This window comes from Ralstonia mannitolilytica, from assembly GCF_000954135.1.
GTDB classification, from domain to species: domain Bacteria; phylum Pseudomonadota; class Gammaproteobacteria; order Burkholderiales; family Burkholderiaceae; genus Ralstonia; species Ralstonia mannitolilytica.
Map to the genome: position 1 here is coordinate 3,101,804 of NZ_CP010799.1, position 25,129 is coordinate 3,126,932.

A 25,129-nucleotide genomic window follows, 5' to 3' on the forward strand; every position below is an offset into this window, starting at 1 on the left:
AGGCTTTCGCCCGCCATTTTCCTGGGCCAAACGTCTCTTTGCGCCGCTTTTTGCGCCCCCTGTCAGCATGACCGATCAAAACCAAGCCCTCGCCAAGAGTTTCGAACCCGCCACCATCGAACAGAAGTGGAGCGCAGCGTGGGAAGCGATGGGCGTCTCCCGTGCGACGCTTGAAGCCGGCAAGCCGGATTTCTGCATCCAGCTGCCGCCGCCGAACGTGACGGGCACGCTGCACATGGGCCACGCGTTCAACCAGACCATCATGGACGGCCTGACGCGCCACGCGCGCATGTCGGGCGCCAACACGCTGTGGGTACCGGGCACCGACCACGCGGGCATCGCCACGCAGATCGTCGTCGAACGCCAGCTGGATGCCCAGGGCGTATCGCGCCACGACATGGGCCGCGAGAAGTTCGTCGAAAAGGTGTGGGAATGGAAGGAGCAATCGGGCTCGACCATCACCCGCCAGGTGCGCCGCATGGGGGCCTCGATCGACTGGGAGCGCGAATACTTCACGATGGACCCGAAGATGTCGCGCGCCGTCACCGACGTCTTCGTGCGCCTGTATGAGCAGGGCCTGATCTACCGCGGCAAGCGCCTGGTCAACTGGGACCCGGTGCTCGGCACCGCCGTCTCCGACCTGGAGGTGGTGAGCGAGGAGGAGGAAGGCTCGCTCTGGCACATCCGTTATCCGCTGGTCGAGGCGGATACGGTTCGCGGCCTGACGCACCTGACGGTCGCCACCACGCGTCCGGAGACGATGCTCGGCGACACGGCGGTGATGGTGCATCCCGACGATGAGCGCTACGCCCACCTGATCGGCAAGTTCGTCCACCTGCCGCTGACCGATCGCAAGATTCCGGTGATTGCCGACGAATACGTCGACCGCGAATTCGGCACCGGGGTGGTGAAGGTCACGCCGGGCCACGATTTCAACGATTACGCGGTCGGCCAGCGTCACAAGCTGCCGCAGTTGTCGATCCTGACGCTGGACGCGAAGATCGTCGCCGACGCCCCGGCCGCCTATGCCGGCATGGACCGCTTCGATGCACGCAAGAAGATCGTCGCGGACCTCGAAGCGCAAGGCCTGCTGGCCGAGGTGAAGAAACACACGCTGATGGTGCCGCGCGGCGACCGGACCGGCGTCGTGATCGAGCCGATGCTGACCGACCAATGGTTCGTCGCCATGAGCAAGCCGGCGCCGGAAGGCACGCGCTTCCCCGGCCGCTCCATTGCTGAAGTGGCGCTGGACGCGGTGCAGAGCGGCAAGATCAAGCTGGTGCCGGAGCAGTGGGTCAACACGTACAACCAGTGGCTGAACAACATCCAGGACTGGTGCATCTCGCGCCAGCTGTGGTGGGGCCACCAGATTCCGGCGTGGTACGACGACGCGGGCAACGTGTACGTCGGCCGCACCGAAGAAGAGGCGCGCGCGCAAGCTGCGGCAAAGGGCTACACCGGCGCGCTCAAGCGTGACGACGACGTGCTCGACACGTGGTTCTCGTCGGCGCTCGTGCCGTTCTCGTCGCTGGGCTGGCCGGCCGATACGCCGGAACTGAAGCACTTCCTGCCGTCCACCGTGCTCGTCACCGGTTACGACATCATCTTCTTCTGGGTGGCGCGCATGGTCATGATGACCCTGCACTTCACCGGCGAAGTGCCCTTCCACACCGTCTACGTGCACGGCCTCGTACGCGATTCGGAAGGCAAGAAGATGAGCAAGTCCGAGGGCAATACGCTGGACCCGGTGGACCTGATCGACGGCATCGCGCTGGAGCCGCTGCTGGCCAAGCGCACCACCGGCCTGCGCCGCCCGAAGGACGCGCCCAAGGTGGAAGCCCGCACGCGCAAGGAATTCCCCGAAGGCATTCCGGCGTTTGGCGCCGACGCGCTGCGCTTCACCTTCGCGTCGCTCGCCACGCTGGGGCGCAGCATCAACTTCGACCCGAGCCGCTGCGAGGGCTACCGCAACTTCTGCAACAAGCTGTGGAATGCCACGCGCTTCGTGCTGATGAACACCGAAGGCCAGGACTGCGGCATGCAGGAATGCGTCGGTGACTGCGGCCCGGAAGGCTACCTGCACTTCTCGCAGGCCGACCGCTGGATCGTCTCGCTGCTGCAGCGCGTGGAAACCGAAGTGGAAAAAGGCTTTGCCGACTACCGCTTCGACAACATCGCCAACGCCATCTACAAGTTCGTCTGGGACGAATACTGCGACTGGTACCTCGAACTCGCCAAGGTGCAGATCCAGACCGGAACGCCCGCGCAGCAGCGCGCCACCCGCCGCACGCTCCTGCGCGTGCTCGAAACCGTGCTGCGCCTGGCCCACCCGATCATCCCGTTCATCACGGAAGAGCTCTGGCAGAAGGTCGCGCCGATGGCCGGCCGCGCCAAAGGCGACGGCACCGAAAGCCTGGCACTGCAGGCGTACCCGCGCGCCGTGCTCAGCAAGATCGACGAGCAGGCCGAGCAATGGGTGCAGCAGCTGAAGGCCCTGGTCGATGCGTGCCGCAACCTGCGCGGCGAGATGAACATCTCCCCCGCGCAGCGCGTGCCGCTGTACGCCAACGGCGAGGCCGAGTTCCTGCAGGCCGCCGCCCCCTACGTGCAGGCGCTCGGCAAGCTGTCGGAAGTGAAGGTCTACACGGACGCCGCGGCCATGGAGCAGGACGGCGCCGGCGCTCCGGTCGCCATCGTCGGCGAGAACAAGCTGCTGCTGAAGGTCGAGATCGACGTCGCGGCCGAACACGCGCGCCTGTCCAAGGAAATCGACCGCCTGCGCGGGGAGATCGCCAAGTGCGAGGGCAAGCTCGGCAACGAATCGTTCGTCGCGCGCGCGCCGGCGGCGGTGGTGGAACAAGAACAGAAGCGTCTGGCGGATTTCAAAGCCACGCTCGCCAAACTGGAAGCCCAGATTGCACGCCTGCCCGTGCAGGCCGCCTGAGCCGTCGGGTCAGAATCAAACGTCGTCAAGGAAACCACGATGCAACGTGTCACCAAAGCCGTCTTCCCTGTTGCTGGCCTCGGCACCCGCTTTCTGCCGGCCACCAAGGCCAGTCCGAAGGAAATGCTGCCGGTGGTGGACAAGCCGCTGATCCAGTACGCCGTGGAGGAAGCCATGGCTGCCGGCATCACCGAGATGATCTTCGTCACGGGCCGCAGCAAGCGCGCCATTGAAGACCACTTCGACAAGGCCTACGAACTCGAAGCCGAGCTCGAAGCCAAGCAGAAGACCGCCCTGCTGGAGGTCGTGCGCTCGATCAAGCCGTCGCATGTCGATTGCTTCTACGTGCGCCAGCCCGAAGCGCTGGGCCTGGGCCATGCCGTGCAATGCGCCGAGAAGCTCGTCGGCGACACGCCCTTCGCCGTCATCCTGGCCGACGACTTGCTCGACGGCACCCCGCCCGTCATGAAGCAGATGGTCGACCTGTACGACCACTACAACTGCTCGGTGATCGGCGTGGAAGAGATCGACCGCGAGCAGAGCCGTTCGTACGGTGTGGTCGATGGCCGCCCGTGGGAAGAAGACGGCAGCGTGATCAAGATGTCGGGCATCGTTGAGAAGCCGGCGCCCGAGAACGCGCCGTCCAACCTGGGCGTGGTGGGCCGCTATATCCTCACGCCGCGCATCTTTGACCACATCCGCAATCTCAAGCCCGGCGCCGGCGGCGAACTGCAGCTGACGGACGCGATCCAATCGCTGCTGTCGGCCGAGCAGGTCCTGGCCTACCGCTACAAGGGCGTGCGCTACGACTGCGGCAGCAAGCTGGGCTACCTGAAGGCCACGGTCGAACTGGCGCTCAAGCACAAGGAAGTCGCCGACGAGTTCCGCGCGTATCTCGCCTCGCGCGGCTGATCCGGCGCGCCAGAAAAAAACCCGCGTCAGCACAGGCCGACGCGGGTTTTTTATTGCCGGGCCAGACATCGACCCGGGTCCCGTATATCCCCCTTTTGGATACAGGTTGCCGTGGCGACTATTGCGGCGCCGCCAGCGGCTTGATGGTGTTGTTCAGCAGGCTCCAGTACGAGCTCGTTGTGTACGGCAGCATCTGCTCGACGTAATTCCACCAGAAGTAGCCACCGATGAAGCGCGGATCCGCCGCCATCGTGGTGGTGCCCATCGGGTAGTACGACTTGAGCAGGCTTTGCTGCACCGACGTCGGCGCCGAGGTGCTCGACGTGCCGATCTCGCCGAAGCCGACCTTTGCCGCCGGGAAGATGCTCTCCAGCAGCTTGAAGTCGCTCGTCCACGTCGGCTTCAGCCCCGGGCAGTCCTGGTACGGGTAATAGCTGAACAGCGCGTAATCGGTGCCCTGCCGCACACGGGCCGGCAGGAAGTTCGTCGCCCAGGTGCGCCACGAATCCATCGGCAACTCGTAGCAGTTAGTGCCCTTGCCGTCGTCGTTGTAGTACATCGTCACCGAGACGAGGCCGCCCGCGCCCTTCACGATGTCGTACGCATTGCCGACCATCTGGCCGATTGCCTGCTCCTGCGCCGTGGCCGTCGCCGTGGGGCCGCTCGGGTTGGCGCGCAGCCATTCGCCGTTGATCTCGTTGGCGATTTCCCACACATCGACCACGTTCTTCAGTGTGCTCACCAATTCCTTGGTGCGTGCGCTGTAGGTGCTGGAGTCGACAGGAAAATAGTACGAATCCATCACTTCGCCCATGACGTAGGCCACTTGATGGAGCTTGACCAGCGGCGCGTAATAGTCGGCCGCCGAGGTGCCCGGGTCGAACACCACGCGTACCGTCGGCTTGTACGGAAGGTGCGTGAGCGATGCCACGATCGCGTTGATGTTGGTGACGTCATCGAGGGTGACGCCGTAGATGGGAGCCTTCGGGCGCGTAGCCTGCGCCAGCGCCGACTGCATCCCCAGGCCGGCCAGCGCTGCCGCCGCCACCAGGCCCACCTTGGCGCGCAGGCTCATACGCGCCGCCTTCTGTGCTGCTGTGGTTTCCAACATGTGTTTTATGTTCCCTCGGACGCAAACATGACGCCCAGATGTGGTAGACGAGCGCCGTCCTACCTGTGCGGTATCCCTTTCCGATGTGACCTGATTGACACACTGAACACCGAACGGCTCTCAGCGTCAGACGACGCCCGGTCGGCGCATGAACGCGCGATTAGGAGTCCGGCCGATCACTCGGCGGACCTTGCGCTTATTGGAAACTGATGCGCGTGGCGCCCCACCGGGGCAGGACGCAACCCGCCGATCCCGGCAAGCCCGCGCTTCAGAGCGCTGCCAACTACACACCCCCCGTCAGCAGACAGACGGCATGATACCGGAAGTTATGAGCAGATCAACGAAATTTAACGCTGCTTACGCAACAACAATAAAAAAGCCGCGCTCCCAGCGGAGGCGCGGCTCCTTCGAAACGCCCGTCTGGCGAGCGTCTTGACGGCTTGCCAGCCGTTACTTGTGCCGATAGTTGATGCGACCTTTGGTGAGGTCGTACGGCGACATCTCCAGCTTCACGCGGTCGCCCGCGAGAATGCGAATGCGGTGCTTCTGCATCTTGCCCGATGCGTAGGCCCAGATCTCCACGCCGTTTTCCAGTTGCACGCGAAAACGATTATCGGGCAGTGCTTCAGACACCACCCCTTCAAATTCAATCAGTTCTTCCTTGGCCAAACTCGTTCCTTTGTATGCAGCACGCAGCTGCGCCGATGGTTGCAATGATGTGATGACCCACCCGAATCCCGCTTCACACCCACGGGTGCACAGCGTATCGCCGCGATCATCTGCCCGGACAGCGGGCCTGGGGGGTACCGAATTGCACGAAACACAAATCGCGCCCGCCATTGGCGCGCGCCGTGTGGTGCAAGCGAGAGCGAAGAATGGGTGGCGGTTGCAGATGCGCGCCGCCCGGCTCGGCGCGGGGTAATCCCCGGTGCTGGATTCGGCTGCCACCGGCCACGGCAGGCGCGGCGGCGGGCCGGATTCGCCCATTATTCTATCACGGGCGGGGGCGTCGCTTCAGGTGCTTCCCGCGGCAAGCGACAGGTCCGGCACGTCGCCATCGATGATGCTTTCGGCAAAGCGCAGCGCCGCCACACGGGCGTCGCCGATGTTGGTGAACTGCTGGTCCCCCGACAGGCGGAACACCTGGGTCTGCCCTGGCTCGGGCGACTCCCCCGCCCGACAGATCATCACGGCTGCGTTGTAGCTGCGGTCTTCCCTGGCCTCGGGCCAGCGTGCCGTGCGTTCATGTTGGAAAGCCAACGGATAAATGTCGAAGCCTTTGTATTGGCCCGCCGGCGAAGTGTCCATCTCGAGTGCCCCCTTCTTGAACGTCGACTGCTGTCCGACTATACACCCGCGAGTCTGGCGTGGCGATGAAACCCGCGCCAACGTTTGGTCTAGGCCCTGCCTCCGCTTGACGTAGGGTTGCGGTGACCCAGCTTGCTGCCTATGCACGCGCATCGTCGGGCCACGCGTTGTCGCGCCATGCCGGCCGGCACGCTCGACCGGAATCATCCCGGCACGCTTTCCATATCGCATAACCGGATAGTGCGGATACACTCTATCGCCCATCCAGATAGTGGTGCTGCCATGTCCGCCCTGCCCGCTTTCGACCTGAACCTGCTGCCGATCCTGCTGGCGTTGCACGACGCCCGCAGCGTCAGCATGGCCGCGCAGCAACTCGGCATGAGCCAGCCGGGCGTGAGCACGGCGCTTGCCAAACTGCGCACGGCATTCGATGACCCGCTGTTCGTGCGCACGTCGCGCGGCATGGAGCCCACGCCGCGTGCGATGGCGCTCATCCCCGCCGCGCGCGATGTGCTCGCACGCGTGCAGCAGGGCATCCTCGACACCGGCGCGTTCGACCCGGCAACGACCACCCATCTCTTTTCGATCGCGCTCTCCGATGTAGGCGAGATGGTGTTTTTGCCGCGCATCGTCGAAGCGATGGCACGCGCGGCGCCGCGGGCGGCGGTCCAGTCGGTATCGCTGCCGCCGGCGCAGATCGAGCGGGCGCTCGAGACCGGCTCGCTGGACCTCGCCCTGGGCTATTTCCCCGACCTGAAGAAGAACAACTTCTTCCAGCAGCGCATGTTCACGCACTACTTCACGTGCATCGTGCGGGCCGACCACCCCGTCACGCGTGGCGGCAACACGAAGCTGACGATGGCGCAGTTCCTGGAATACGGTCACGCCGTGGTGCGCGCAGAAGGACGCAGCCAGGAGCTGTACGAACGCTTCCTCGAGCGCAAGCGCATTCGGCGCACGCCCACGCTGCTCACGCCGCACTACATGAGCATACCGTTCATTCTTGCGCGCACCGATCTGATTGCGACGGTGCCGCACGCGGTGGGGCTGTCGTTCATGCAATCGCACGCCAACATCCGCGCGATGGAGCCCCCGCTGGAACTCCCCAGCTTCGACCTCAAGCAGCACTGGCATCGCAAATTCCACAACGACGCGCGCAGCCGGTGGTTCCGCGCGCTGGTGTCGTCGCTCTTCAACGACGAAGCCGACGAATGGCGCGAACCCGGCCACCCGCCGGCCAAACGCAAGCACACGAAGTAGTCGACTCTGGCGCGAGTTGTTCACAATCCGAACACTCGATTGCAATGCGAACACAGAGCCTTTAGGATCATCGCCACGCGCACGCGACGCCGTTGCGGTTTCTCGGCCCACGCTTGCCGATCAACCTTTGGAGACCCTCATGAAACGCCGTGCCCTGCTGTTGACCGCCGTTGCCGCCGCGCTGATGACCGGCCTGCCGGCGCTTGCCGACGAGCCGATCAAGATCGGCCTGATCGCGCCCTTCTCCGGCCCGTTTGCCGACTACGGCAAGCAGATGGAAGGCGGCATCAAGGCGTATCAGAAGCTGCACGGCACGACCGCCGGCGGACGGCAGGTGCAGATCGTCCTGAAGGACACGACCGGCCCCGTGCCCGATGTGGCCAAACGGCTCGCGCAGGAACTGGTGGTGCGCGACAAGGTGGACTTTCTTGCCGGCTTCGGCCTCACGCCTGAAGCGCTCGCGGTGGCTCCCATCGCGCAGCAGGCCAAGAAGCCGATGGTCATCTTCAACGCAGCGTCGTCGTCGATCACGACCAAGTCGGACTACGTGACGCGCGTGTCGATGACGCTGCCGCAGATCTCCACGCCGATCGCCTCGTGGGCGCTGAAGAACGGCATTAAGCAGGTCGCCACCGTGGTGGCCGATTACGCGCCCGGCATCGACGCAGAGACGGCCTTCAGGCAGACCTTCACCGCGGGCGGCGGTCAGGTCGTGGAAGCCGTGCGCGTGCCGCTGCGCAATCCGGAATTCGCGCCGTTCATCCAGCGCGTGAAGGATACGAAGCCGCAGGCCGTGTTCGTGTTCCTGCCCGCGGGCGAGCGGGCGTGGCCTTCATGAAGGGCTTTCGCGAACGCGGGCTCGCGCAGGCCGGCATCAAGGTCATCGCCACCGGCGACCTGACGGACGACCACGTGCTGCCCGCCATGGGCGACTCGACGCTGGGCGTCATCACGTCGTTCCACTACTCCGCGGCACACGATTCCGCGCAGAATAAGACGTTCCTGAAGGCCTTCGCCGACGCGAACCCGGGCGCCGGCCGGCCGAACTTCATGGCGGTGGCCGCGTATGACGGCATCGGCGCGATCTACAACGTCATCAACAAGCTGGGCGGCAAGATCGAGGGGGAAAAGGCCATGGCCGCCTTCAAGGGCATGAAGATCGACAGCCCGCGCGGGCCCATCACCATTGACCCCGCCACGCGCGACGTCGTGCAGACGGTCTACATCCGCAAGGTCGAAAAGGTCGGCAACGAGCTCTACAACGTCGAATTCGACAAGTTCGCCGACGTGAAGGACCCGGGCAAGTAACGCTACGCCACCGACACGAGCCGTTGCAGCAACTGCGCGTCGGCCAGCAGTTCCGCGCTGGCCGATGCGTGCACGATGCGCCCGCGGTCGAGCACCAGCGCGCGCTGCGTGAGTTCCAGCGCCAGGCGGGCGTGCTGCTCCACCACGATCACCGCCATGCCGCCTTCGTCGACCAGCGTGCGGATGGCGCGGCCAAGTTCCTGCACGATGATCGGCGCAAGACCTTCCATCGGCTCATCGAGCAACAGCAACGCCGGATTCGTCACCAGTGCGCGCGCGATGGCCACCATCTGCTGCTCGCCGCCCGAGAGCTGGTTACCCAGATTGCGCCGTCGTTCCTGCAGGCGCGGAAACATCGTGTAGATGCGCGCCACATCCCATGCACCGGGGCGTGCGACGGCGGTCAGATGCTCCTCCACGGTGAGCGATGGAAACATCCAGCGCTCCTGCGGCACCCAGCCAAGCCCCGCCCGGGCACGCTTGTGCGGTGCGACCTTGGCGATGTCCGCGCCCTGCCAACGGATGCGCCCCGCGTGCAGGCGCGTGAAGCCCATCAGCGTGGCGAGCAGCGTGGTCTTGCCGACGCCGTTGCGACCCAGCAGCGCGAGACTGCCGCCGGCTTGCAGCGTGAACGACACATCGTCGAGCACGACGGCGTTGCCGTAGCCGGCGCTCACATTCTCGAACGCGAGCAGTTCAGTCATGCCCGGCCTCCCCCAGGTAGACCTCGCGCACACGCGAGTCGGCGGCAATCTCTTGCGGCGTGCCTTCGGTCAGCACACGGCCACCCACCAGCACGGTGATCCGCTCGGCAAAACGGAAGACAAGGTTCATGTCGTGCTCGATGAAGAGGATGGTGATGTCGCGCGGCAGGCTGGCGATCACTTCGAACAGTTCGGCGCTTTCGCCTGCAGGGATGCCCGCGGCGGGCTCGTCGAGCAGCAGGATGCGCGGCTGCGTGGCCAGCGCCAGGGCAATCTCCACGAGCCGCTGCTTGCCGTACGGCAACGCCTGCGTGGGCGACAGCGCATCGGCGCCCAGCTGAAGGCGGCACAGCAAGGCCATCGCCTCATCACGCGCCTCCTTGTGCGAAGCGACGGTGCGATAGCCGTGCCACGACGCGCCGCTGCGCTCGAAGATGGCGAGCATCACCGACTCCAGCACCGTCAGCCCCGGAAACAGGGTGTTGATCTGGAACGTGCGCGTCAGGCCGCGCTTGACGCGCCGGTGTGCGGGCAGGCGCGTGATGTCTTCGTTGTCGAGCAGGACCTGCCCCGCCGTGGGCGCCAGCGTGCCGGTCAACAGGTTGATGAAGGTGGTCTTGCCGGCACCGTTCGGTCCGATCAACGCGTGGCGCGCGCCGGGGGCGAACGTGAGCGAAATGTCGGCATTGGCCTGGAAGGCGCCCCAGCGTTTGGAGAGGCCGCGTGTGCTGAGCGTCGGCGCGCGCTGCATCATCGGTGGGCTCATGCGGCGCCTGCCTTGCGGGCGCGCCATGCTTTGGCGATCGTGTCCAGCCCGCCCAGGATGCCGCCACGCGCAAACAGCACGATCACCATCAGCAGGAGCCCGATCCAGAACTGCCAATAGACGGGGTTCATGCCGGCCAGCACATCCTGCGCCACCATGAACACCGCCGCGCCGATCAGCGCGCCATACAGCCGGCCCGCGCCGCCGAGCACCAGCATGATGAGCAGTTCCGCCGACCGCGAAAAGCCCAGCGAATCGAGCCCCACGAACTGCGTCGTCTGCGCGAGCAGGCCGCCAGCCACACCGGCAATCGCGGCGCTCACGGTGAAGGCGGCCACCAGCCGCATGCGGACGTTGGCGCCGATTGCCGGCATGCGCTTGGGCCCCTGCTGAATGCCCCGCAGCGACAGCCCGAACGGCGACCGCACCAGCCGCCGCAGGAACACGAACACCAGGAACAGCACGGCCAGGCTGTAGACGTACGCCGTACGACCCTGCAGGTCGAACTCGAAGGCGCCGAGCACCCTGTTCATCGTCACCCCCGAAAGGCCGTCGACACCGCCCGTGAGAAACGCCATCTTGTTGGCGGCCTCATACAGCATCAACCCAATGCCGAGCGTAACCATCAGCCGTGTCAGGTCGTGCCCGCGCACCACGAGGAAGCTCACGCAGAAGCCCGCCAGCGCGGCCACGGCGGCACCGGCGGCCAGCCCGGTCAGGGGTTCGCCCCAACCGTGCGCCGCCAGCAAGCCCGCCGTATACGCGCCAAGCCCAAAGAACCCCGCATGCCCGAGTGACACGATGCCCGCATAGCCGAGCACCAGGTCCAGCGACAACGCGAACAGCCCGACGATCAGCACCTGGCTGCCAAAGACGAGGTAATCCGGAAGCAGGAAGAACACTGCGACGGGCACACACCAGAACGCCAGCTCGAACGGCGACCAGCGCGCATCTGGCAAACCATGTGCCGGTCCGGCCGGCGCCGGCTGCGCGGAGCGCATCAGTTGCTGCAGCACGTTCATGCGCGCCTCCCCAGCAGGCCATTCGGAAACGCCACGAGCAGCACCACCATCAGCCCGTAGATGACGAACGCGCCCACCTCCGGCACGTAGTACTTGCCCGCCACGTCGAAGACGCCGAGCACCAGCGCCGCCAGCAACGTCCCCTTGATGGAGCCCGCACCGCCCACCGCCACCACGAGCAGGAAGTACACCATGTACTTGATCGGGAATGCCGGATCGAGCCCGAGCACGTCGATGCCCAGCCCGCCGCCCAGGCCCGCGAGCCCCGAGCCGAGCGCAAACGTGACCGAAAACACCAGGCTCACATTGATCCCGAGCCCCGCCGACGCCTGCTGATTGTCCACCGACGCCCTCACCTGCGCGCCGAAGCGTGTGCGCTCAATGAGCCACGCCAGCAACGCCGTCAGCACGATGACCACACCGATCAGAAAGAGCCGATAGCGCCCGACTTCCAGCCCGCTGTCCAATACGCGCAGCTGCCCGCGCAGCATCTCCGGCAGTTCCACCGGCTGCTGGGCAGGGCCCCACACGTAGGTCGCGCCGGCCATCGCCATGAACACGAGCGCGATGGAGAACAGCACCTGGTCGAGCGGGCTCGCGCGATAGAGCCGCCGGTACAGCGTGCGCTCCAGCACGAACCCGAAGGCCGCGGTGACGAGGAAAGCGATGGGCAGCGTCGCCAGGAACGGCACGCCGAGTCGGTTCATCAGAACCACGCAGACATAGCCGCCCGCCATGGCAAATGCGCCGTGCGCAAGGTTGATGAAGTGCATCAAGCCCATCGTGACCGACAGGCCGATGCTGATCAGGAACAGCAGGCTGCCGTAGGCCAGCCCGTCGAACAACACACCCAATGCGCTCAGCATGGGCCTCCTCCTTGGGCGTTTCCGGCTCAGCGGCCAGTTTGCCCGGTGTGTCGTGGCGTCTCTCCTGAGACGATTGCCGTTACGCCTTGCCGGCGGCTTCAGCATCCATCTCGGCAAACACCGTCTGCGCGAGCTGGAAGGCATGGTTGGCAGCCGGCACGCCGCAGTAGATGGCGGTCTGCAGCAGCGTCTCCTGGATCTCGTCGCGCGTCACGCCGTTGTTGGCGGCGGCACGCAGGTGCAGGCGCAGCTCGCCGTCGCGGCCCAGCGCCACCATCATGGCGATCGTCAGCAGGCTGCGTGTATGGCGCGGCAGGCCTGGGCGCGTCCAGATCTCGCCCCAGGCATAGCGCGTGATGAGATCCTGGAACGGTGCGGTGAGCTCGGTCTGGGCAGCGTTCGCGCGGTCGACGTGCGTGTCGCCCAGCACGGCGCGGCGCACCTGCATGCCGGCGGCGTAGCGTTCGCGGTCATCCATGGGCCACCTCGCGCACCACGCCGGTTGTCAGGAAGCTGACAAGCGCTTCGGTATAGCCGTCGGCCTGCTCCCAGTTGGAGAGATGCCCGGCGGCGAGCTGAACGTATTGCGCGCCCGGGACGCCATCGGCGATGGCCTGGGTCTGTGCCGGAGGCGTCGACACATCGTGCGTGCCTCCGATCACCAGCAGCGGCACACGGATGTTCGGTAGTTGCGCGCGCAGATCCGCATCCCGGATCGCTGCGCAGCAGCCGTTGTAACCCGCCGTGGGCGTGGCGAGGAACACCTTCATGAAGCCGTCGATGGCCGTCGGATGGGCCTCGGGGTAGCCCGGAGAAAACCAGCTCATCAGCTTGTCGGTGATGGCCGCCATGCCGCCGCGCTCGACCAGCGCGATGCGGTCGTTCCAGCCTTGCTGCGAACCGATGAGCGGCGCGGTGTTGCTCACAACCATGCGCGGGAAGCGCTCGCCGTGATGCGCGGCCAGCCACAAACCTGTGAGACCGCCCATCGACAGGCCACAGAACAGCGCGAGGTCGATGTCGTAGTGATCGAGCAGCGCCAGCACATCGCCGCCAAGCTGCGCCACGCCGAACGGCGCATCGGGCACGCTGGTCTGGCCATGGCCGCGCTGGTCATAGCGCAGCAGGCGGAAGTGCTGGCGCAGCGCGTCGAGCTGCGGCGCCCACATCCCGAGGCTGGTGCCGAGCGAATTGGACAGCACCAGCACCGGCTTGCCCGCCTCGTGCGTGTCGTCGAGTTCGTGATACAGGCGGACGTTGTCGTGTTCGAGCCAGGGCATGGTGTCTCCGTGGATGCGTATTACGGGTGGCGGCGAGCGTGTTCCGCCAGCACGCGGTCAACGGCCGCGCCCGCGTCGCCAAGATAGTGTGCGGGGTCGAGCAGCGCATCGAGCCGCTGCGGCGCTGCCCCGCCCCAGATGCGCTGCACGTCGGCGTCTTCGGCCAGCACGTCGCGCAGCGTTGTGTGGTTCTGTACCGCCTTGCGGCTGGCCGCTTCGACCACGTGATGGGCCTGCAGGCGGCCAAGGTCTGCGCCCAGCGCGAGCATCACCGCTTCACCGAGGATCAGGCCCTGCGTCAGGTCGAGGTTCGCGCGCATGCGCGCCGTATCGACCTGCAGGCCTTCGATGATGTCCCGCATGCGGTCGAGCGCGCCGGCGGCCAGGCATGCCATCTCGCGCAGCGTCGCCCACTGGGCCTGCCAGCCGCCGAGTGCACGTTCGTGTTCCTGCGGCAATGCCGACAGCAGCGTACTCGCCAGCCCGGGCATGCGCGTGGCCGCGGCCAGCACCGTGGCACAGCCGACCGGGTTGCGCTTGTGCGGCATGGTGGAAGACCCGCCCTTGCCCGCGCCTGATGGCTCGGCCGACTCGCCTACTTCGGTCTGCATCATCAAGGAGAGGTCGCGTGCGAAATGGCCCAACGTCCCGACCAGCAACGCGAGCGTGGTACCAATGTCGGCCACGCGATCCTGCTCGCCGTGCCAGGAGAGCGAGGGCAGCGGCAGGTCCAGTTCATGCGCCAGCGACTGGGCCACGGCGCGCCCGTGCTCCCCGAGGCTCGCGAGCGTGCCCGCCGCGCCGCCAAACTGCAGCACCGGCACATGCGCACGCAGCGCGGCAAAGCGGTCCTGCGTGCGATGCACGGCCTCCAGCCAGCCGGCCAGCTTGCGGCCGAAGGTCGTCGGCAAGGCCTGCTGCAGCCACGTGCGCGCCACCATCGGCGTATTGCGATGGCGCTGCGCCAGTGCGGCGAGCGCATCGGCAAGCTTTTGCAGATCTGCCTCGATCAGCTCGGCCGACTCGCGCCACTGCAGCATCAGGCCGGTATCGATGATGTCCTGGCTGGTCGCGCCCCAATGGACATAGCGCGCAGCGTCTTCATCATGCTGCGCGACGGCGGCCGTGAGCTGCTTGACCAGCGGAATCGCGAGATTGCCGGCGCTGACAGCCGCATTGCCCAGCGCCTCGAGATCCAGCGTCGCGTTCGCGCACACCGCGCGGATCGGCGCGACGGCATGCGCCGGAATCACGCCCACCGCGCCCTCGGCCTGCGCAAGCGCCGCTTCCACATCGAGCATCGCACGCACAGTGGCCGCATCGGACCATACCGCCAGCATGGCCGGCGTGGAGAACGCGCGATCGAGCAGTCCGCTGGTCATGGCTGCCGCCAGCTCAAACGCGTTCGATCACCAGCGCGATGCCCTGGCCCACGCCGATGCACATCGTGCACAGCGCGTAGCGGCCACCGGTGCGCTGCAGCTGATACATCGCCGTCGTCACCAGGCGCGCACCGCTCATGCCGAGCGGATGACCCAGCGCGATGGCGCCGCCGTTCGGGTTGACGCGCGGGTCGTCGTCACGCAAGCCGAGCTGGCGCATCACCGCCAGGCCCTGCGCGGCAAATGCCTCGTTCAGCTCGATCACGTCCATCTGGTCGATCGTCAGGCCGAGCTGCTTGAGCAGCTTCTGCGAAGCCGGCGCCGGGCCGATGCCCATCACGCGCGGCGGCACACCGGCGGTCGCCATGCCCACAATGCGCGCACGCGGCGTCAGGCCAAAGCGCTTGGCCGATGCCTCATTGGCGAGCAGCAGTGCGCAGGCGCCGTCGTTCACGCCCGACGCGTTGCCGGCGGTGACGGTGCCGTCCGGGCGCACCACGCCCTTGAGCTTGGCGAGCGCTTCCATGCTCGTCGCACGCGGGTGTTCGTCACGGCTGACGACGATGGGGTCCCCCTTCTTCTGCGCAATCGTCACCGGCGTGATTTCCTGCGCGAGCGTGCCGTCTTCCTGCGCACGTGCGGCGCTGGCCTGGCTGCGCAGGGCGAAGCGATCCTGGTCTTCGCGGCCGATGTTGTAGTCGGCGGCGACGTTCTCGGCAGTCTCCGGCATCGAGTCGACGCCGTACTGCGCCTTCATCAGCGGGTTGATGAAGCGCCAGCCGATGGTGGTGTCGTAGATGGCCGCGTCGCGCGAGAAGGCGCTCGTCGCCTTGCCCATCACGAACGGCGCGCGGCTCATGCTCTCCACGCCGCCAGCGATCATCAGGGAGGTTTCGCCCGCGCGGATGGCACGTGCGGCAGTGCCCGTGGCGTCCATGCCGGAGCCGCAGAGGCGGTTGATGGTCGAGCCCGGCACGCTGTCCGACAGGCCTGCCAGCAGCAGCGACATGCGGGCCACGTTGCGGTTGTCTTCGCCTGCCTGGTTGGCGCAGCCGTAGATGACGTCGTCGATCGCGGACCAGTCGACCTGCGGGTTGCGCGCCATCAGCGCCTTGAGCGGCACGGCGCCCAGGTCGTCGGCACGCACGGCGGAGAGGCTGCCGCCGTAACGGCCGATGGGGGTGCGGATGGCGTCGCAGATAAAGGCTTCGGTCATGATGTGTCTGTCTCCAACAATCGTTATGCCTGACGCAGCGGCGCCGCGGTCAATGCCTGCAGTGACGCGAAATCCAGCCCCTCGGCCATCTCGCGCACCACCAGTCCGTCGGGCGTGATGTCGATCACGGCGAGGTCGGTGTAGATGGTATCGACGCAGCCGATGCCCGTCAGCGGATACGTGCACGACGGCACGATCTTGCTCTCGCCGTGCTTGGTCTGGTGCTCCATCATCACGAAGACACGCTTGGCGCCGATAGCCAGGTCCATCGCCCCGCCCACGGCCGGAATCGCGTCCGGTGCGCCGGTGTGCCAGTTGGCCAGGTCCCCAGTGGCCGACACCTGGAAGGCGCCGAGCACGCAGTAGTCGAGATGGCCGCCCCGCATCATGGCAAACGAATCGGCATGATGGAAGAACGACGCCCCGGGCTTGATGGTGACCGGCTGCTTGCCCGCGTTGATGAGGTCTTCGTCTTCCTCGCCGGGGGCAGGCGCCGGGCCCATGCCGAGCAGGCCGTTCTCGGTGTGCAGGATGATTTCCCGGTCGGCCGGCAGCTGGTTGGCCACCAGCGTCGGCAGCCCGATGCCCAGGTTGACGACCGAGCCGTCGGGAATGTCGCGCGCGACGCGAGCGGCGATCTGGTCGCGCGTCCAGCGCTGGATCTTGGCGGTGGCTTCGGTGCTCATGCGGCCTCCCTGGCGGGCTGGGCGGCAGCGATCTGCACGACGCGCTTGACGAAAATGCCGGGCGTGACGATGTGCTCCGGGTCCAGTTCGCCCAGTTCCACGGTTTCGCTGACTTGCGCGATGGTGCACTTGGCCGCCATGGCCATCACCGGGCCGAAATTGCGCGCGGTCTTGCGATAGACGAGATTGCCCCAGCGATCGGCGCGCAGGGCCTTGATGAGTGCGTAATCGGCAGTGAGCGGCAATTCGAACACGTACGGCTTGCCGTCGATGATGCGCGTCTCCTTGCCTTCGGCCAATTGCGTGCCGTACGCGGTCGGGCAGAAGAACCCGCCGATGCCGGCCCCGGCCGCGCGGATGCGCTCGGCCAGGTTGCCCTGCGGCACCAGTTCGAGCTCGATTTCACCCGCGCGGTAGAGCGCGTCGAATACGTACGAATCGGCCTGGCGCGGAAACGAACACACGATCTTGCGCACGCGCCGCGCCTTGAGCAGCGCCGCCAGGCCCGTCTCGCCATTGCCGGCGTTGTTGTTGATGATGGTCAGCTCGCGCGCGCCCTGCGCGATGAGCCCGTCGATGAGTTCGGCAGGCATGCCGGCGGTTCCGAACCCGCCGATCATGATGGTGGCACCGTCGGGAATGTCCGCCAGCGCGGCCTCCACAGACGGACAGAGCTTGTTGATCACGTGACATTCTCCGGCAAGGGTGCCCGCGTTGCGTGCGTGGCACCGCTTGGAGCACCGCCGGGCCGGAATGGGCCCAACCGCAACCGCGCGGCTTGCGAATCTCCTGTTTGAGTGGATCGACACGGGCCTTTGCTATCCGGCCGCGCTTTGTTTTCCGTCGATGTGTTCGCTATACGAACTCACGTTCGATCCAAGAACGAATCTACGCCCGCTGCGTGAGCCGTGTCAAGGCGTACGGATGCCGGTCGCCTGTTCGACTGGCGAAATCCACGCAATGCCAGTAGGCTTGGAGCCACTGAATCGCTTTCGCCTTGTTGCATGTCTGCTGCCGAACTGCCCGCTGAAAAACCCAGCGACTCCTATGTCCAGTCCTTCGCGCGGGGGCTGTCGGTCATCCGCGCGTTCAATGCGGAGCGCCCGGCGCAGACGCTCTCCGAAGTGGCGGAGGCCACGGGTCTGACCCGCGCAGGCGCCCGGCGCATCCTGCTCACGCTGGTGAGCCTCGGCTACGTCAGCTTTGAGGGACGCCTGTTCCGCCTCACCCCGAAGATCCTCGACCTTGGCTTCGCCTACCTGACCTCGATGCCGTTCTGGAACCTGGCGGAGCCGGTGATGGAAGAGCTCGTGCAGACCGTGCACGAAAGCTGCTCGGCGTCGGTGCTCGACGGGACCGAGATCGTCTACGTGCTGCGCGTGCCGACGCAGAAGATCATCGCCCTGAACCTGTCGGTCGGCAGCCGGCTGCCGGCATTCTGCACGTCGATGGGGCGGGTGCTGCTGTCGGGCCTGCCCGAAGAGCGGCTCGACATCGTCCTGCGCGAATCCGACCGCCGCCCCCGCACGCAGCGCACCATCACCGAGGTCGACGCCCTGAAGGCCGTCATTGCCGGCGTGCGCGAACAAGGCTGGGCGCTGGTGGACCAGGAACTTGAAGAAGGCCTGATCTCGCTGTCGGCGCCGATCCGCAACCGCGCAGGCGACATCATCGCCGCCATGAACATCAGCGGGCAGGCCAACCGGACCTCGGCCAGGCAGATGACGAAGCAGTTTCTCGGCCCGCTGCAGCAGGCGGCGGAGCGTATTTCGGCGATGGTGCGTGTGCGGACCTGAGCGAAGTGCGAACACAGTCGTCCAGGTGCGCTGCGCGCCTCGCATCCGGGCTGGTTTTTCAATAAAATTGTGGCTCCGTGGGCAAAGAGGATGTCTGTGACTCAACACACCGCCATTCGCGCCGGTCTGGATGTGAAAGGTCGCCGCCGCCGAGCCTGTGCTGCGCGCATCCTGACGCTTGCCCTGCCGTTGGCGGCCGGCCCGCTGTGGGCGCAGTCGCCGCCGGCCGGTGGTCTGCTCGAATTGTCGCCGCTGGCCCGCATGCTGGTCGGGGCCGCGACAGGCCGCAGCACCGCCGCCGCCGGTGTGCCCGCACTCACGGGCCCCGCGCGCAATGCCGACCGGGCGCTCACGCAGGCCTGTACCAAAATCAACCGCTTCACCCCCGTCCCGCTCGACCGCGAGACCGCCCTGGCCCAGTGCTCGCTGGCCCAGAAGAAGAATCTCGTCTTCGTCATCACGCTGACGAACTACGCCGCGCATAGCGCCGCGTCGCAGGGTTTCCGGCTGAACTTTGTACCGATCCTGCAGAAGAACATCTGCAACAACGGCGACGTGCGCATCCTGACGCGCCTGGGGCTGAGCCTGATCTACCGCTATCGCGGCAACGACCACGAGATGGTCGGCGACGTGCCGATCAACGAATCGATCTGCGGCACGCTCTAGGGCAGGCGGTCTGCCCCGGGAATCCCCGGATGGAGCCGCATCGCCTGCCATGTCATTAATGGCGGCCAAACCTGTCTGGAGACATGGCTGTCGTGCCTGCGCCTTTGCCGCGCCAGCCCCGCCGGCCGTTCTTTTCGCGAAGGCCGCTCCCTGCCCATCCACGCACGCCCGACACCCGCTTGTGCGCCCTGTCCCGACCCGCTTGCCAACCCGCCTCTCGTGCTGCCGCCTGGGCTATAGTTGGGCGTTCCACAGCTGTCATATGGTTATCCGGAGTTCGCGCAGCCAACCCGGCTGCATGCCTGTATGCTCGCGGTCGATCTTGATCTGCACGCTGTCACCCACCCAAGTCGTCAAGGAGGAAACACGATGAAAACAGACCGACGTCTGACGCAATTGGCCGGCGCCGCCGTCCTCGCTGCTGCCACGCTGGTCGCCACCACGGCGCATGCCGACCAGCTCGCCGACATCAAGAAGAAAGGCGAACTCGTCTGCGGCGTGCTCGGCACCGACGAGCCGTTCAGCTTCCTGAAGGACCCGATGAGCCGCGAGATCGTGGGCTATGACGTCGACATGTGCGATGCCGTGGCCAAGAGCCTCGGCGTGAAGCCGGTGCTCAAGCAACTGGCCGTGGCCGCGCGCCTGCCCGAGCTGCAGCAAGGCCGCGTCGACCTGCTGGCCGCCTCGCTCACGCACAACCACGAGCGGGAGGCACAGATCGACTTTTCGGTGTCGACCTTCATCACCGGCCAGAAAGCCATGGTCAAGAAGAGCAGCGGCATCACGTCCCTCGCCCAGCTCGATGGCAAGAAGCTGCTGACGGTCAAGGGCTCCACCATGGAAGCCAACATCGCCAAGACCATCAAGAATGCCGATGTCGTGTCGTTCGACAACAGCCCGCAGGCGTTGCTGGCGCTGCAACAAGGCAAGGGGGTGGCTTACGTGAACGACGAGACCACGCTGGTCGGCAACATGGCCAAGATGGGCCCGACGGCCAAGGACTACGCGATCCTGCCGCAGAGCCTGTCGACCGAGCACATGGCGCTGGGCATCCGCAAGGGCGAGGCGGGCTTCAAGAAGCAAGTGGACGACGTGCTGCTCGGCATGGAGAAGAGCGGCGAAGCGCAGAAGCTCTACGACAAGTGGTTCGGGCCCGGCACGAAGATGAACTTCCCGCCGCGCGCCTTCAAGATCTCGACCGACAAGATCGATTAATTGCACGTCGGGCCGCCCAGACGCTGCGCTGGGCGGTATGAGATTCCATGCCCCAATTCGATTTGTCGATGCTGCTCTCGGGGCAGTATCACCAGTGGCTCGTCAGCGGTTTCTTCCTGTCGATCAAGCTGTCGGTGCTGGCCTTCGTGCTGGCGCTGCCGCTTGCCATCGTCGTGGCGCTGCTGCGGCTGGCGCCGGTTGCGCCCTTGCGCGGCATCGGCCAGACGTTCGTCGAGGCCATCCGCAACGTACCGCTGCTCGCCCACATGCTGTTCTGGTATTTCGGCGCGCCGCAGATCCTGCCGGAGTTCATCCGCGACTGGCTCTACAGCCTGAACTACGAGGCGGCGAGCGCCGTCATTGCGCTGGTGCTGTATACGGCGGCCTACATGGCGGAGGACATCCGCAGCGGCATCCGCTCGATTCCGAAGGAACAGCTTGAGGCCAGCCGCGCGCTCGGACTCTCGTTCCTGCAGGCCATGCGGCTGGTGGTGCTGCCGCAATCGCTGCGCGTGACCGTCCCGCCGCTGGTCAGCCAAACGTTGAACCTCTGGAAGAACTCGAGCATCGCCATGGTCATCGGCGTGGCGGAGCTGATGTACCAGGCGCAGCAGGTGGAAAGCGCGACCTTCCGCGGCTTCGAGGCCTTTGCGTTTGCCACCGCGGCCTATCTGACCATCTCGATCGCGATCACGGTGTTCTCGGCCTGGTACCAGCATCGCTTTCCGGTGAGGACGCTGTAGCCATGCTCGACCTCATCCAGACCTACGGCGTCTATTACCTCGTCGGCCAGTATCCGAACGGGCCGCTGGGCGGGCTGGCGCTGACGTTCCTGCTGGCATCGGCCGGCCTCGTGCTGGCGCTGCCGGTGGGCATCGTGCTGGGCCTGTGCCGCGTGAGCCCGATCGCCGCGCTGCGCGTGCCGGCCACGGCGCTGGTCTACGTGGTGCGCGGCACCCCGCTGCTGATGGTGATCTTCTGGGCGTACTTCCTGCTGCCCACCGTCACCGGGCACCGTACCGACCAGTTCAGCACCATGCTTACCGCGCTGGTGATCTTCGACGGCGCCTACCTGGCGGAGATCGTGCGCGCCGGCATCCAGGGCCTGCCGCGCGGCCAGATGGAAACGGCGCGCTCCCTCGGCCTGTCGTACATGCAGGCGATGCGGCTCGTGATCCTGCCGCAGGCGCTGCGCAACATGCTGCCGTCGCTGGTCAACCAGCTTGTCTCCACCATCAAGGAGACGTCGCTGGGCTACATCATCAGCCTGCCCGAGGTATCGTTCGTGGCGGGGCAAATCAGCACCGCCGTGATGGTCAAGTCCGCCGAGGTGTACGGCCTGCTCGGCATCAGCTACTTCGTCATGTGCTTCAGCCTGACGCGCGTGGCGTTCTACCTGGAGCGCCGGCTCGCAGCGCGTGCTCCATCCAAACCATGAACATGATCACGATCGAACACGTCGACAAGTGGTACGGCGATTACCACGCCCTGGTCGACGTCAACGAAACCGTCGCCAAGGGCGAAGTGGTGGTGGTGTGCGGGCCGTCGGGCTCGGGCAAGTCCACGCTCATCCGCACGCTGAACCGGCTCGAAGCGATCCAGAAGGGCCGCATCACCGTCAACGGGCAAGACGTGCACGCGCATGGCGTGAACGTGAACGCCCTGCGCAGCGGCATCGGCTTCGTCTTCCAGCAGTTCAACCTGTTCCCGCACCTGACCGTCCTGCAGAACTGCACACTGGCCCCGGTGCAGCTCAAGCGCATGCAGCCCCAGGAAGCCAAGGACTTTGCGATGGGGCTGCTGGAGCGCGTGGGCCTGCCGCACAAGGCCGGCGCCTATCCGAGCGAACTGTCGGGCGGCCAGCAACAGCGTGTGGCGATTGCCCGCGCGCTGGCGATGAAACCGCCGGTGATGCTGTTTGACGAACCGACTTCCGCCCTCGACCCTGAGATGGTCAACGAGGTGCTGCAGGTGATGAAGGACCTCGCCCGCGACGGCATGACCATGGTCTGCGTCACGCACGAAATGGGCTTTGCACGCGAGGTGGCCGACCGCGTCCTCTTCATGGACCAGGGTCAGGTGCTGGAACGCGCCACGCCCGAAGATTTCTTCCAGCGACCGCAGCACCCGCGGGCGCAACGCTTCCTGGCGGACATCCGCTCGCCGTGGAGCGAACCGGCCTGAACCTTTGGACAGCGGCCAAATAAAAAAACGGGGAACACTGTTCCCCGTTTTCTTTGGATGCGCGGCAACGCGGCTTATTGAATGGCCTTGTCGTTCGGATGCGCGTACAGCTCCTTCATGCCGGCCGTCATCGGGTAGTTCAGGTTCAGGCCCTTCGGCGGAATCGGCGACAGGAACCACTTCTTGTACAGGTCATTCGCCTTGCCCGACTTCATCAGGTCGGCAATCACGTCGTCGGCCACTTTCTTGAACGCCGGATCGTCCTTGCGCATCATGCAGGCGTAGGTTTCGGTCTGCAGCGGCGTGCCCGTGACCACCCAGTCGTTCTGGTTCTTGGCCTTGGTGCGCTCGCCGTACAGCAGCGGCTCGTCCATCACGAATGCCACGGCGCGGCCCGATTCCAGCGTCAGGAACGCCTGGCCGTGATCCTTCGCCAGGATCAGGTTCATCTTGTCGGCGTCCTTGGCCTCGCCATTCATCTTCTGCAGGATGCGGTCTTCGGTGGTGCCGGCGGTGGTCACCACGGTCTTGCCCTTCAGGTCGGGGAAGTCCTTGATGCCCGAGTCCTTCTTCACCAGCATCAGCATGCCGTAGATGAAGATGTTGTTCGAGAACGCGACCTGCTTCTGGCGCTCCAGGTTGTTGGTGGTCGAGCCGCACTCAAAGTCGATCGTCCCGTTCTGCAGCAGCGAGATGCGGTTCTGCGACGTGATCGGCGTGAGCTTGACCTGCAGCTTCTTGCCCACCGCCTTTTCCACGCCGGCAACGATCATGTTGGAGATCTCCTGCGAATAGCCGGTGATGGTGTTTGCGTCAGCCTGGTACGAGAACGGAATGGACGACTCGCGATAGCCGACCGAGATCACGCCCGATTGCTTGATCTTGGCCAGCGTGTCGCTCGACTGCGCCTGCGCACCGGTGGACAGCGCGGCCAGCGCACCGGCCGCAACCAGCGTCAGGCCAGACAGAATACGTTTGGTCGAATGCAAGGTCTTCATGCTTCCCCTCCTATGGGTGTGTTCGCTCCAGACTACTTGGGTTACCAATTGGCGCGGGCCGGATACGCATCATCGAGCCTGCGCGCTCGGTCTTTTGAATCTCGCTCTTGTGTCACGACGCCAGCGCATACGGCACTGGGGAAACCGCGGGCTTGCGGCCGGCAATCAGATCCGCCAACAAGCCTGCACTGCCCAGCGCCAGCGTAAAGCCCAGCGCTCCGTGACCAACGTTCAACCACAACCCTTCCACCGGCGACGCCCCCACCACGGGCACCCCCGTTGGCGTTGCAGGCCGCATGCCCGCCCACGGCGCCGCATCGGCACCCGCGTCACTGGCGCGCATGGCGCCCGGAAACAGCGCGCGCGTTTCGTCATACAGCGTCTGGGCGCGGCGCGTATCCAGCGCTGTCGACCAGCCCACCAGATCGGCCATGCCCGCCACACGCAACGTCTGCCCGATGCGGGCATAGACGATCTTGCGCGCGGCATCCGTCACGCTGATCACCGGAGCAACGTCGCCTTCCTCCAACGGCAGGCTGATGCTGTACCCCTTCAGCGGATACAGGCCGGGGTCGATGCGCAATGGACTGAGCAGCCTTGCGCTCGTCACGCCCGCTGCCATCACCACCGCATCGGCAGCAACCTGTTCGCCATCCTCAAGCTTGAGACCACGCACACGGCGGCCTTCCGTCCACAAGGATTGCACGCCGGTATTGAAGCGCAGCGTCACGTTCGGCATCTCACGCAGCCGGTTGAACAGGCCGACGCAGAGTTGATGGCAATCGGCCACATCTTCGTCAGGCGTGTAGATGGCACCGACGATCTGGTCGCGCACGCCGGCAAGCGCTGGCTCGTGAGCGATGGTCTCGTCGGGCGACAGCGCGTGCTGCTCACAACCCAACGTGGCCTGATAACCGACCTGCGCGCGGGCCGATTCAAACGCCGCCGCATCGCGGTGCACCACCAGCTTGCCCCGCCGCGCAAAGCTGAACGCCAGGTCCGGCGCCGCCTCGCGCAGCGCTTGCATGCGCGTACGGCTGTAGAACGACAGGGCCAGCAGCTCGCGCGTGGTGCGCTCGGCACGCTCACGATTGCACGCGGCAATGAAGCGCAGGCCCCAGCGCAGCAGCGCCGGGTCGAGCGAGGGCCGCAGGCGCAACGGCGAATCGCGGCGCAGCAGCCAGCCGGGCACATGCGACAGGACGCCGGGGCCTGCCAGCGGCGCCACGTAGCTGTAGCTCAGCTGGCCGCCATTGGCATAGCTGGTGCCCTCGCCCGGCCCGGGATGACGCTCGACCAGGGTGACCTGATGGCCGTCCTGAGCCAGGGCGTAGGCTGTGCTGATGCCGATGATGCCTGCGCCGACGACTGCGATGTGCATGAAGGAGCTGCGAGTTGAGGAGATGGTGCGCAGCTTAAGGAGCGTGGGCGGGGTTGCGCAAATGCGGAGTTGTTGGGGGGGATGTTGTGCGGCTATGGGTCTTTGCCTCGGGATTCCGGGGCGT

General features: G+C 65.9%; 24 protein-coding genes and 1 pseudogene. 10 read left to right on the top strand and 15 right to left on the bottom strand.

What is annotated here, in order from left to right:
- Positions 1-67: 67 nt before the first annotated feature.
- Together TK49_RS14630 and galU are read left to right on the top strand one after the other, a co-directional pair.
- Complete coding sequence (locus TK49_RS14630) at positions 68-2,944, top strand: valine--tRNA ligase (RefSeq protein ID WP_045787354.1); 2,877 nt, start codon at positions 68-70, stop codon at positions 2,942-2,944.
- A gap of 39 nt (positions 2,945-2,983) precedes the next feature.
- Positions 2,984-3,856, top strand: coding sequence for a UTP--glucose-1-phosphate uridylyltransferase GalU (gene galU / locus TK49_RS14635; RefSeq protein ID WP_045787355.1), 873 nt, complete (start codon positions 2,984-2,986; stop codon positions 3,854-3,856).
- A gap of 118 nt (positions 3,857-3,974) precedes the next feature.
- On the opposite strand, the gene TK49_RS14640 is transcribed toward galU, so the two are convergent.
- The 3 genes from TK49_RS14640 to TK49_RS14650 form a co-directional block, all read right to left on the bottom strand.
- Positions 3,975-4,967 carry a hypothetical protein gene (locus tag TK49_RS14640; protein WP_045787356.1) on the bottom strand — a complete coding sequence of 331 codons (993 nt, stop codon included), beginning with the start codon at positions 4,965-4,967 and terminating at the stop codon, positions 3,975-3,977.
- Between the two features lie 450 nt (positions 4,968-5,417).
- Entirely contained in the window at positions 5,418-5,636 is a 219-nt protein-coding gene (gene infA, locus TK49_RS14645) for a translation initiation factor IF-1 (protein WP_004631109.1), read from the bottom strand.
- Between the two features lie 345 nt (positions 5,637-5,981).
- Positions 5,982-6,275: a hypothetical protein gene (locus TK49_RS14650; protein ID WP_045787357.1), complete on the bottom strand. Its 294-nt coding sequence runs from the start codon at positions 6,273-6,275 to the stop codon at positions 5,982-5,984.
- 282 nt (positions 6,276-6,557) lie between these two features.
- On the opposite strand from TK49_RS14650, the gene TK49_RS14655 reads away from it, so the two are divergent.
- Both TK49_RS14655 and TK49_RS14660 read left to right on the top strand, forming a co-directional pair.
- Positions 6,558-7,535, top strand: coding sequence for a LysR family transcriptional regulator (locus tag TK49_RS14655; RefSeq protein WP_045787358.1), 978 nt, complete (start codon positions 6,558-6,560; stop codon positions 7,533-7,535).
- Between the two features lie 139 nt (positions 7,536-7,674).
- Positions 7,675-8,843 (top strand): annotated as a pseudogene (locus tag TK49_RS14660) (ABC transporter substrate-binding protein).
- Between the two features lie 2 nt (positions 8,844-8,845).
- Here the strand turns inward: TK49_RS14660 and TK49_RS14665 are convergent.
- The 10 genes from TK49_RS14665 to TK49_RS14710 form a co-directional block, all read right to left on the bottom strand.
- A complete protein-coding gene (locus TK49_RS14665) occupies positions 8,846-9,547 on the bottom strand; it encodes an ABC transporter ATP-binding protein (RefSeq protein ID WP_045787359.1) in 702 nt (233 codons plus the stop codon).
- Positions 9,540-10,313 carry an ABC transporter ATP-binding protein gene (locus TK49_RS14670; protein WP_045787909.1) on the bottom strand — a complete coding sequence of 258 codons (774 nt, stop codon included), beginning with the start codon at positions 10,311-10,313 and terminating at the stop codon, positions 9,540-9,542. The genes TK49_RS14665 and TK49_RS14670 overlap by 8 nt, the downstream gene beginning before the upstream one ends.
- Positions 10,310-11,335, bottom strand: coding sequence for a branched-chain amino acid ABC transporter permease (locus TK49_RS14675; RefSeq protein WP_045787360.1), 1,026 nt, complete (start codon positions 11,333-11,335; stop codon positions 10,310-10,312). The genes TK49_RS14670 and TK49_RS14675 overlap by 4 nt, the downstream gene beginning before the upstream one ends.
- Positions 11,332-12,201 carry a branched-chain amino acid ABC transporter permease gene (locus TK49_RS14680; RefSeq protein ID WP_045787361.1) on the bottom strand — a complete coding sequence of 290 codons (870 nt, stop codon included), beginning with the start codon at positions 12,199-12,201 and terminating at the stop codon, positions 11,332-11,334. Before TK49_RS14680 ends, TK49_RS14675 begins: the two co-directional genes overlap by 4 nt.
- Positions 12,202-12,280: 79 nt before the next feature.
- Positions 12,281-12,679, bottom strand: a complete 399-nt coding sequence (gene pcaC, locus TK49_RS14685; RefSeq protein ID WP_045787362.1) for a 4-carboxymuconolactone decarboxylase — start codon at positions 12,677-12,679, stop codon at positions 12,281-12,283.
- The gene (gene pcaD / locus TK49_RS14690) at positions 12,672-13,481 is read right to left on the bottom strand and encodes a 3-oxoadipate enol-lactonase (protein ID WP_045787363.1); all 810 of its coding nucleotides are present in this window, start codon (positions 13,479-13,481) and stop codon (positions 12,672-12,674) included. The genes pcaC and pcaD overlap by 8 nt, the downstream gene beginning before the upstream one ends.
- A gap of 20 nt (positions 13,482-13,501) precedes the next feature.
- Positions 13,502-14,863, bottom strand: a complete 1,362-nt coding sequence (locus TK49_RS14695; protein ID WP_045787364.1) for a 3-carboxy-cis,cis-muconate cycloisomerase — start codon at positions 14,861-14,863, stop codon at positions 13,502-13,504.
- A gap of 13 nt (positions 14,864-14,876) precedes the next feature.
- A complete protein-coding gene (pcaF, locus tag TK49_RS14700; RefSeq protein ID WP_045787365.1) occupies positions 14,877-16,079 on the bottom strand; it encodes a 3-oxoadipyl-CoA thiolase in 1,203 nt (400 codons plus the stop codon).
- A 23-nt stretch (positions 16,080-16,102) separates the two neighbouring features.
- Positions 16,103-16,765 (bottom strand): CoA transferase subunit B, encoded by a 663-nt coding sequence (locus TK49_RS14705; protein ID WP_045787366.1) that lies wholly within the window; start codon positions 16,763-16,765, stop codon positions 16,103-16,105.
- Positions 16,762-17,451, bottom strand: a complete 690-nt coding sequence (locus TK49_RS14710) for a 3-oxoacid CoA-transferase subunit A (protein WP_045787367.1) — start codon at positions 17,449-17,451, stop codon at positions 16,762-16,764. Before TK49_RS14710 ends, TK49_RS14705 begins: the two co-directional genes overlap by 4 nt.
- Before the next feature lie 318 nt (positions 17,452-17,769).
- On the opposite strand from TK49_RS14710, the gene TK49_RS14715 reads away from it, so the two are divergent.
- From TK49_RS14715 to TK49_RS14740, 6 genes are all read left to right on the top strand, one after another.
- Entirely contained in the window at positions 17,770-18,561 is a 792-nt protein-coding gene (locus TK49_RS14715) for an IclR family transcriptional regulator (protein ID WP_045787368.1), read from the top strand.
- 90 nt (positions 18,562-18,651) lie between these two features.
- Positions 18,652-19,227: a hypothetical protein gene (locus TK49_RS14720; protein ID WP_045787369.1), complete on the top strand. Its 576-nt coding sequence runs from the start codon at positions 18,652-18,654 to the stop codon at positions 19,225-19,227.
- Positions 19,228-19,596: 369 nt separating this feature from the next.
- Positions 19,597-20,442 (top strand): ABC transporter substrate-binding protein, encoded by an 846-nt coding sequence (locus tag TK49_RS14725; RefSeq protein WP_045787370.1) that lies wholly within the window; start codon positions 19,597-19,599, stop codon positions 20,440-20,442.
- Between the two features lie 47 nt (positions 20,443-20,489).
- Positions 20,490-21,185, top strand: a complete 696-nt coding sequence (locus tag TK49_RS14730; protein ID WP_045787371.1) for an amino acid ABC transporter permease — start codon at positions 20,490-20,492, stop codon at positions 21,183-21,185.
- Positions 21,186-21,187: 2 nt separating this feature from the next.
- Complete coding sequence (locus TK49_RS14735; protein WP_045787372.1) at positions 21,188-21,880, top strand: amino acid ABC transporter permease; 693 nt, start codon at positions 21,188-21,190, stop codon at positions 21,878-21,880.
- Entirely contained in the window at positions 21,877-22,626 is a 750-nt protein-coding gene (locus TK49_RS14740; protein ID WP_274520118.1) for an amino acid ABC transporter ATP-binding protein, read from the top strand. Before TK49_RS14735 ends, TK49_RS14740 begins: the two co-directional genes overlap by 4 nt.
- Before the next feature lie 74 nt (positions 22,627-22,700).
- Here the strand turns inward: TK49_RS14740 and TK49_RS14745 are convergent, their stop codons facing one another.
- Positions 22,701-23,624: a glutamate/aspartate ABC transporter substrate-binding protein gene (locus TK49_RS14745; protein WP_045787373.1), complete on the bottom strand. Its 924-nt coding sequence runs from the start codon at positions 23,622-23,624 to the stop codon at positions 22,701-22,703.
- A 112-nt stretch (positions 23,625-23,736) separates the two neighbouring features.
- Positions 23,737-25,005 (bottom strand): D-amino acid dehydrogenase, encoded by a 1,269-nt coding sequence (locus TK49_RS14750; RefSeq protein ID WP_045787374.1) that lies wholly within the window; start codon positions 25,003-25,005, stop codon positions 23,737-23,739.
- Between the last annotated feature and the right edge of the window lie 124 nt (positions 25,006-25,129).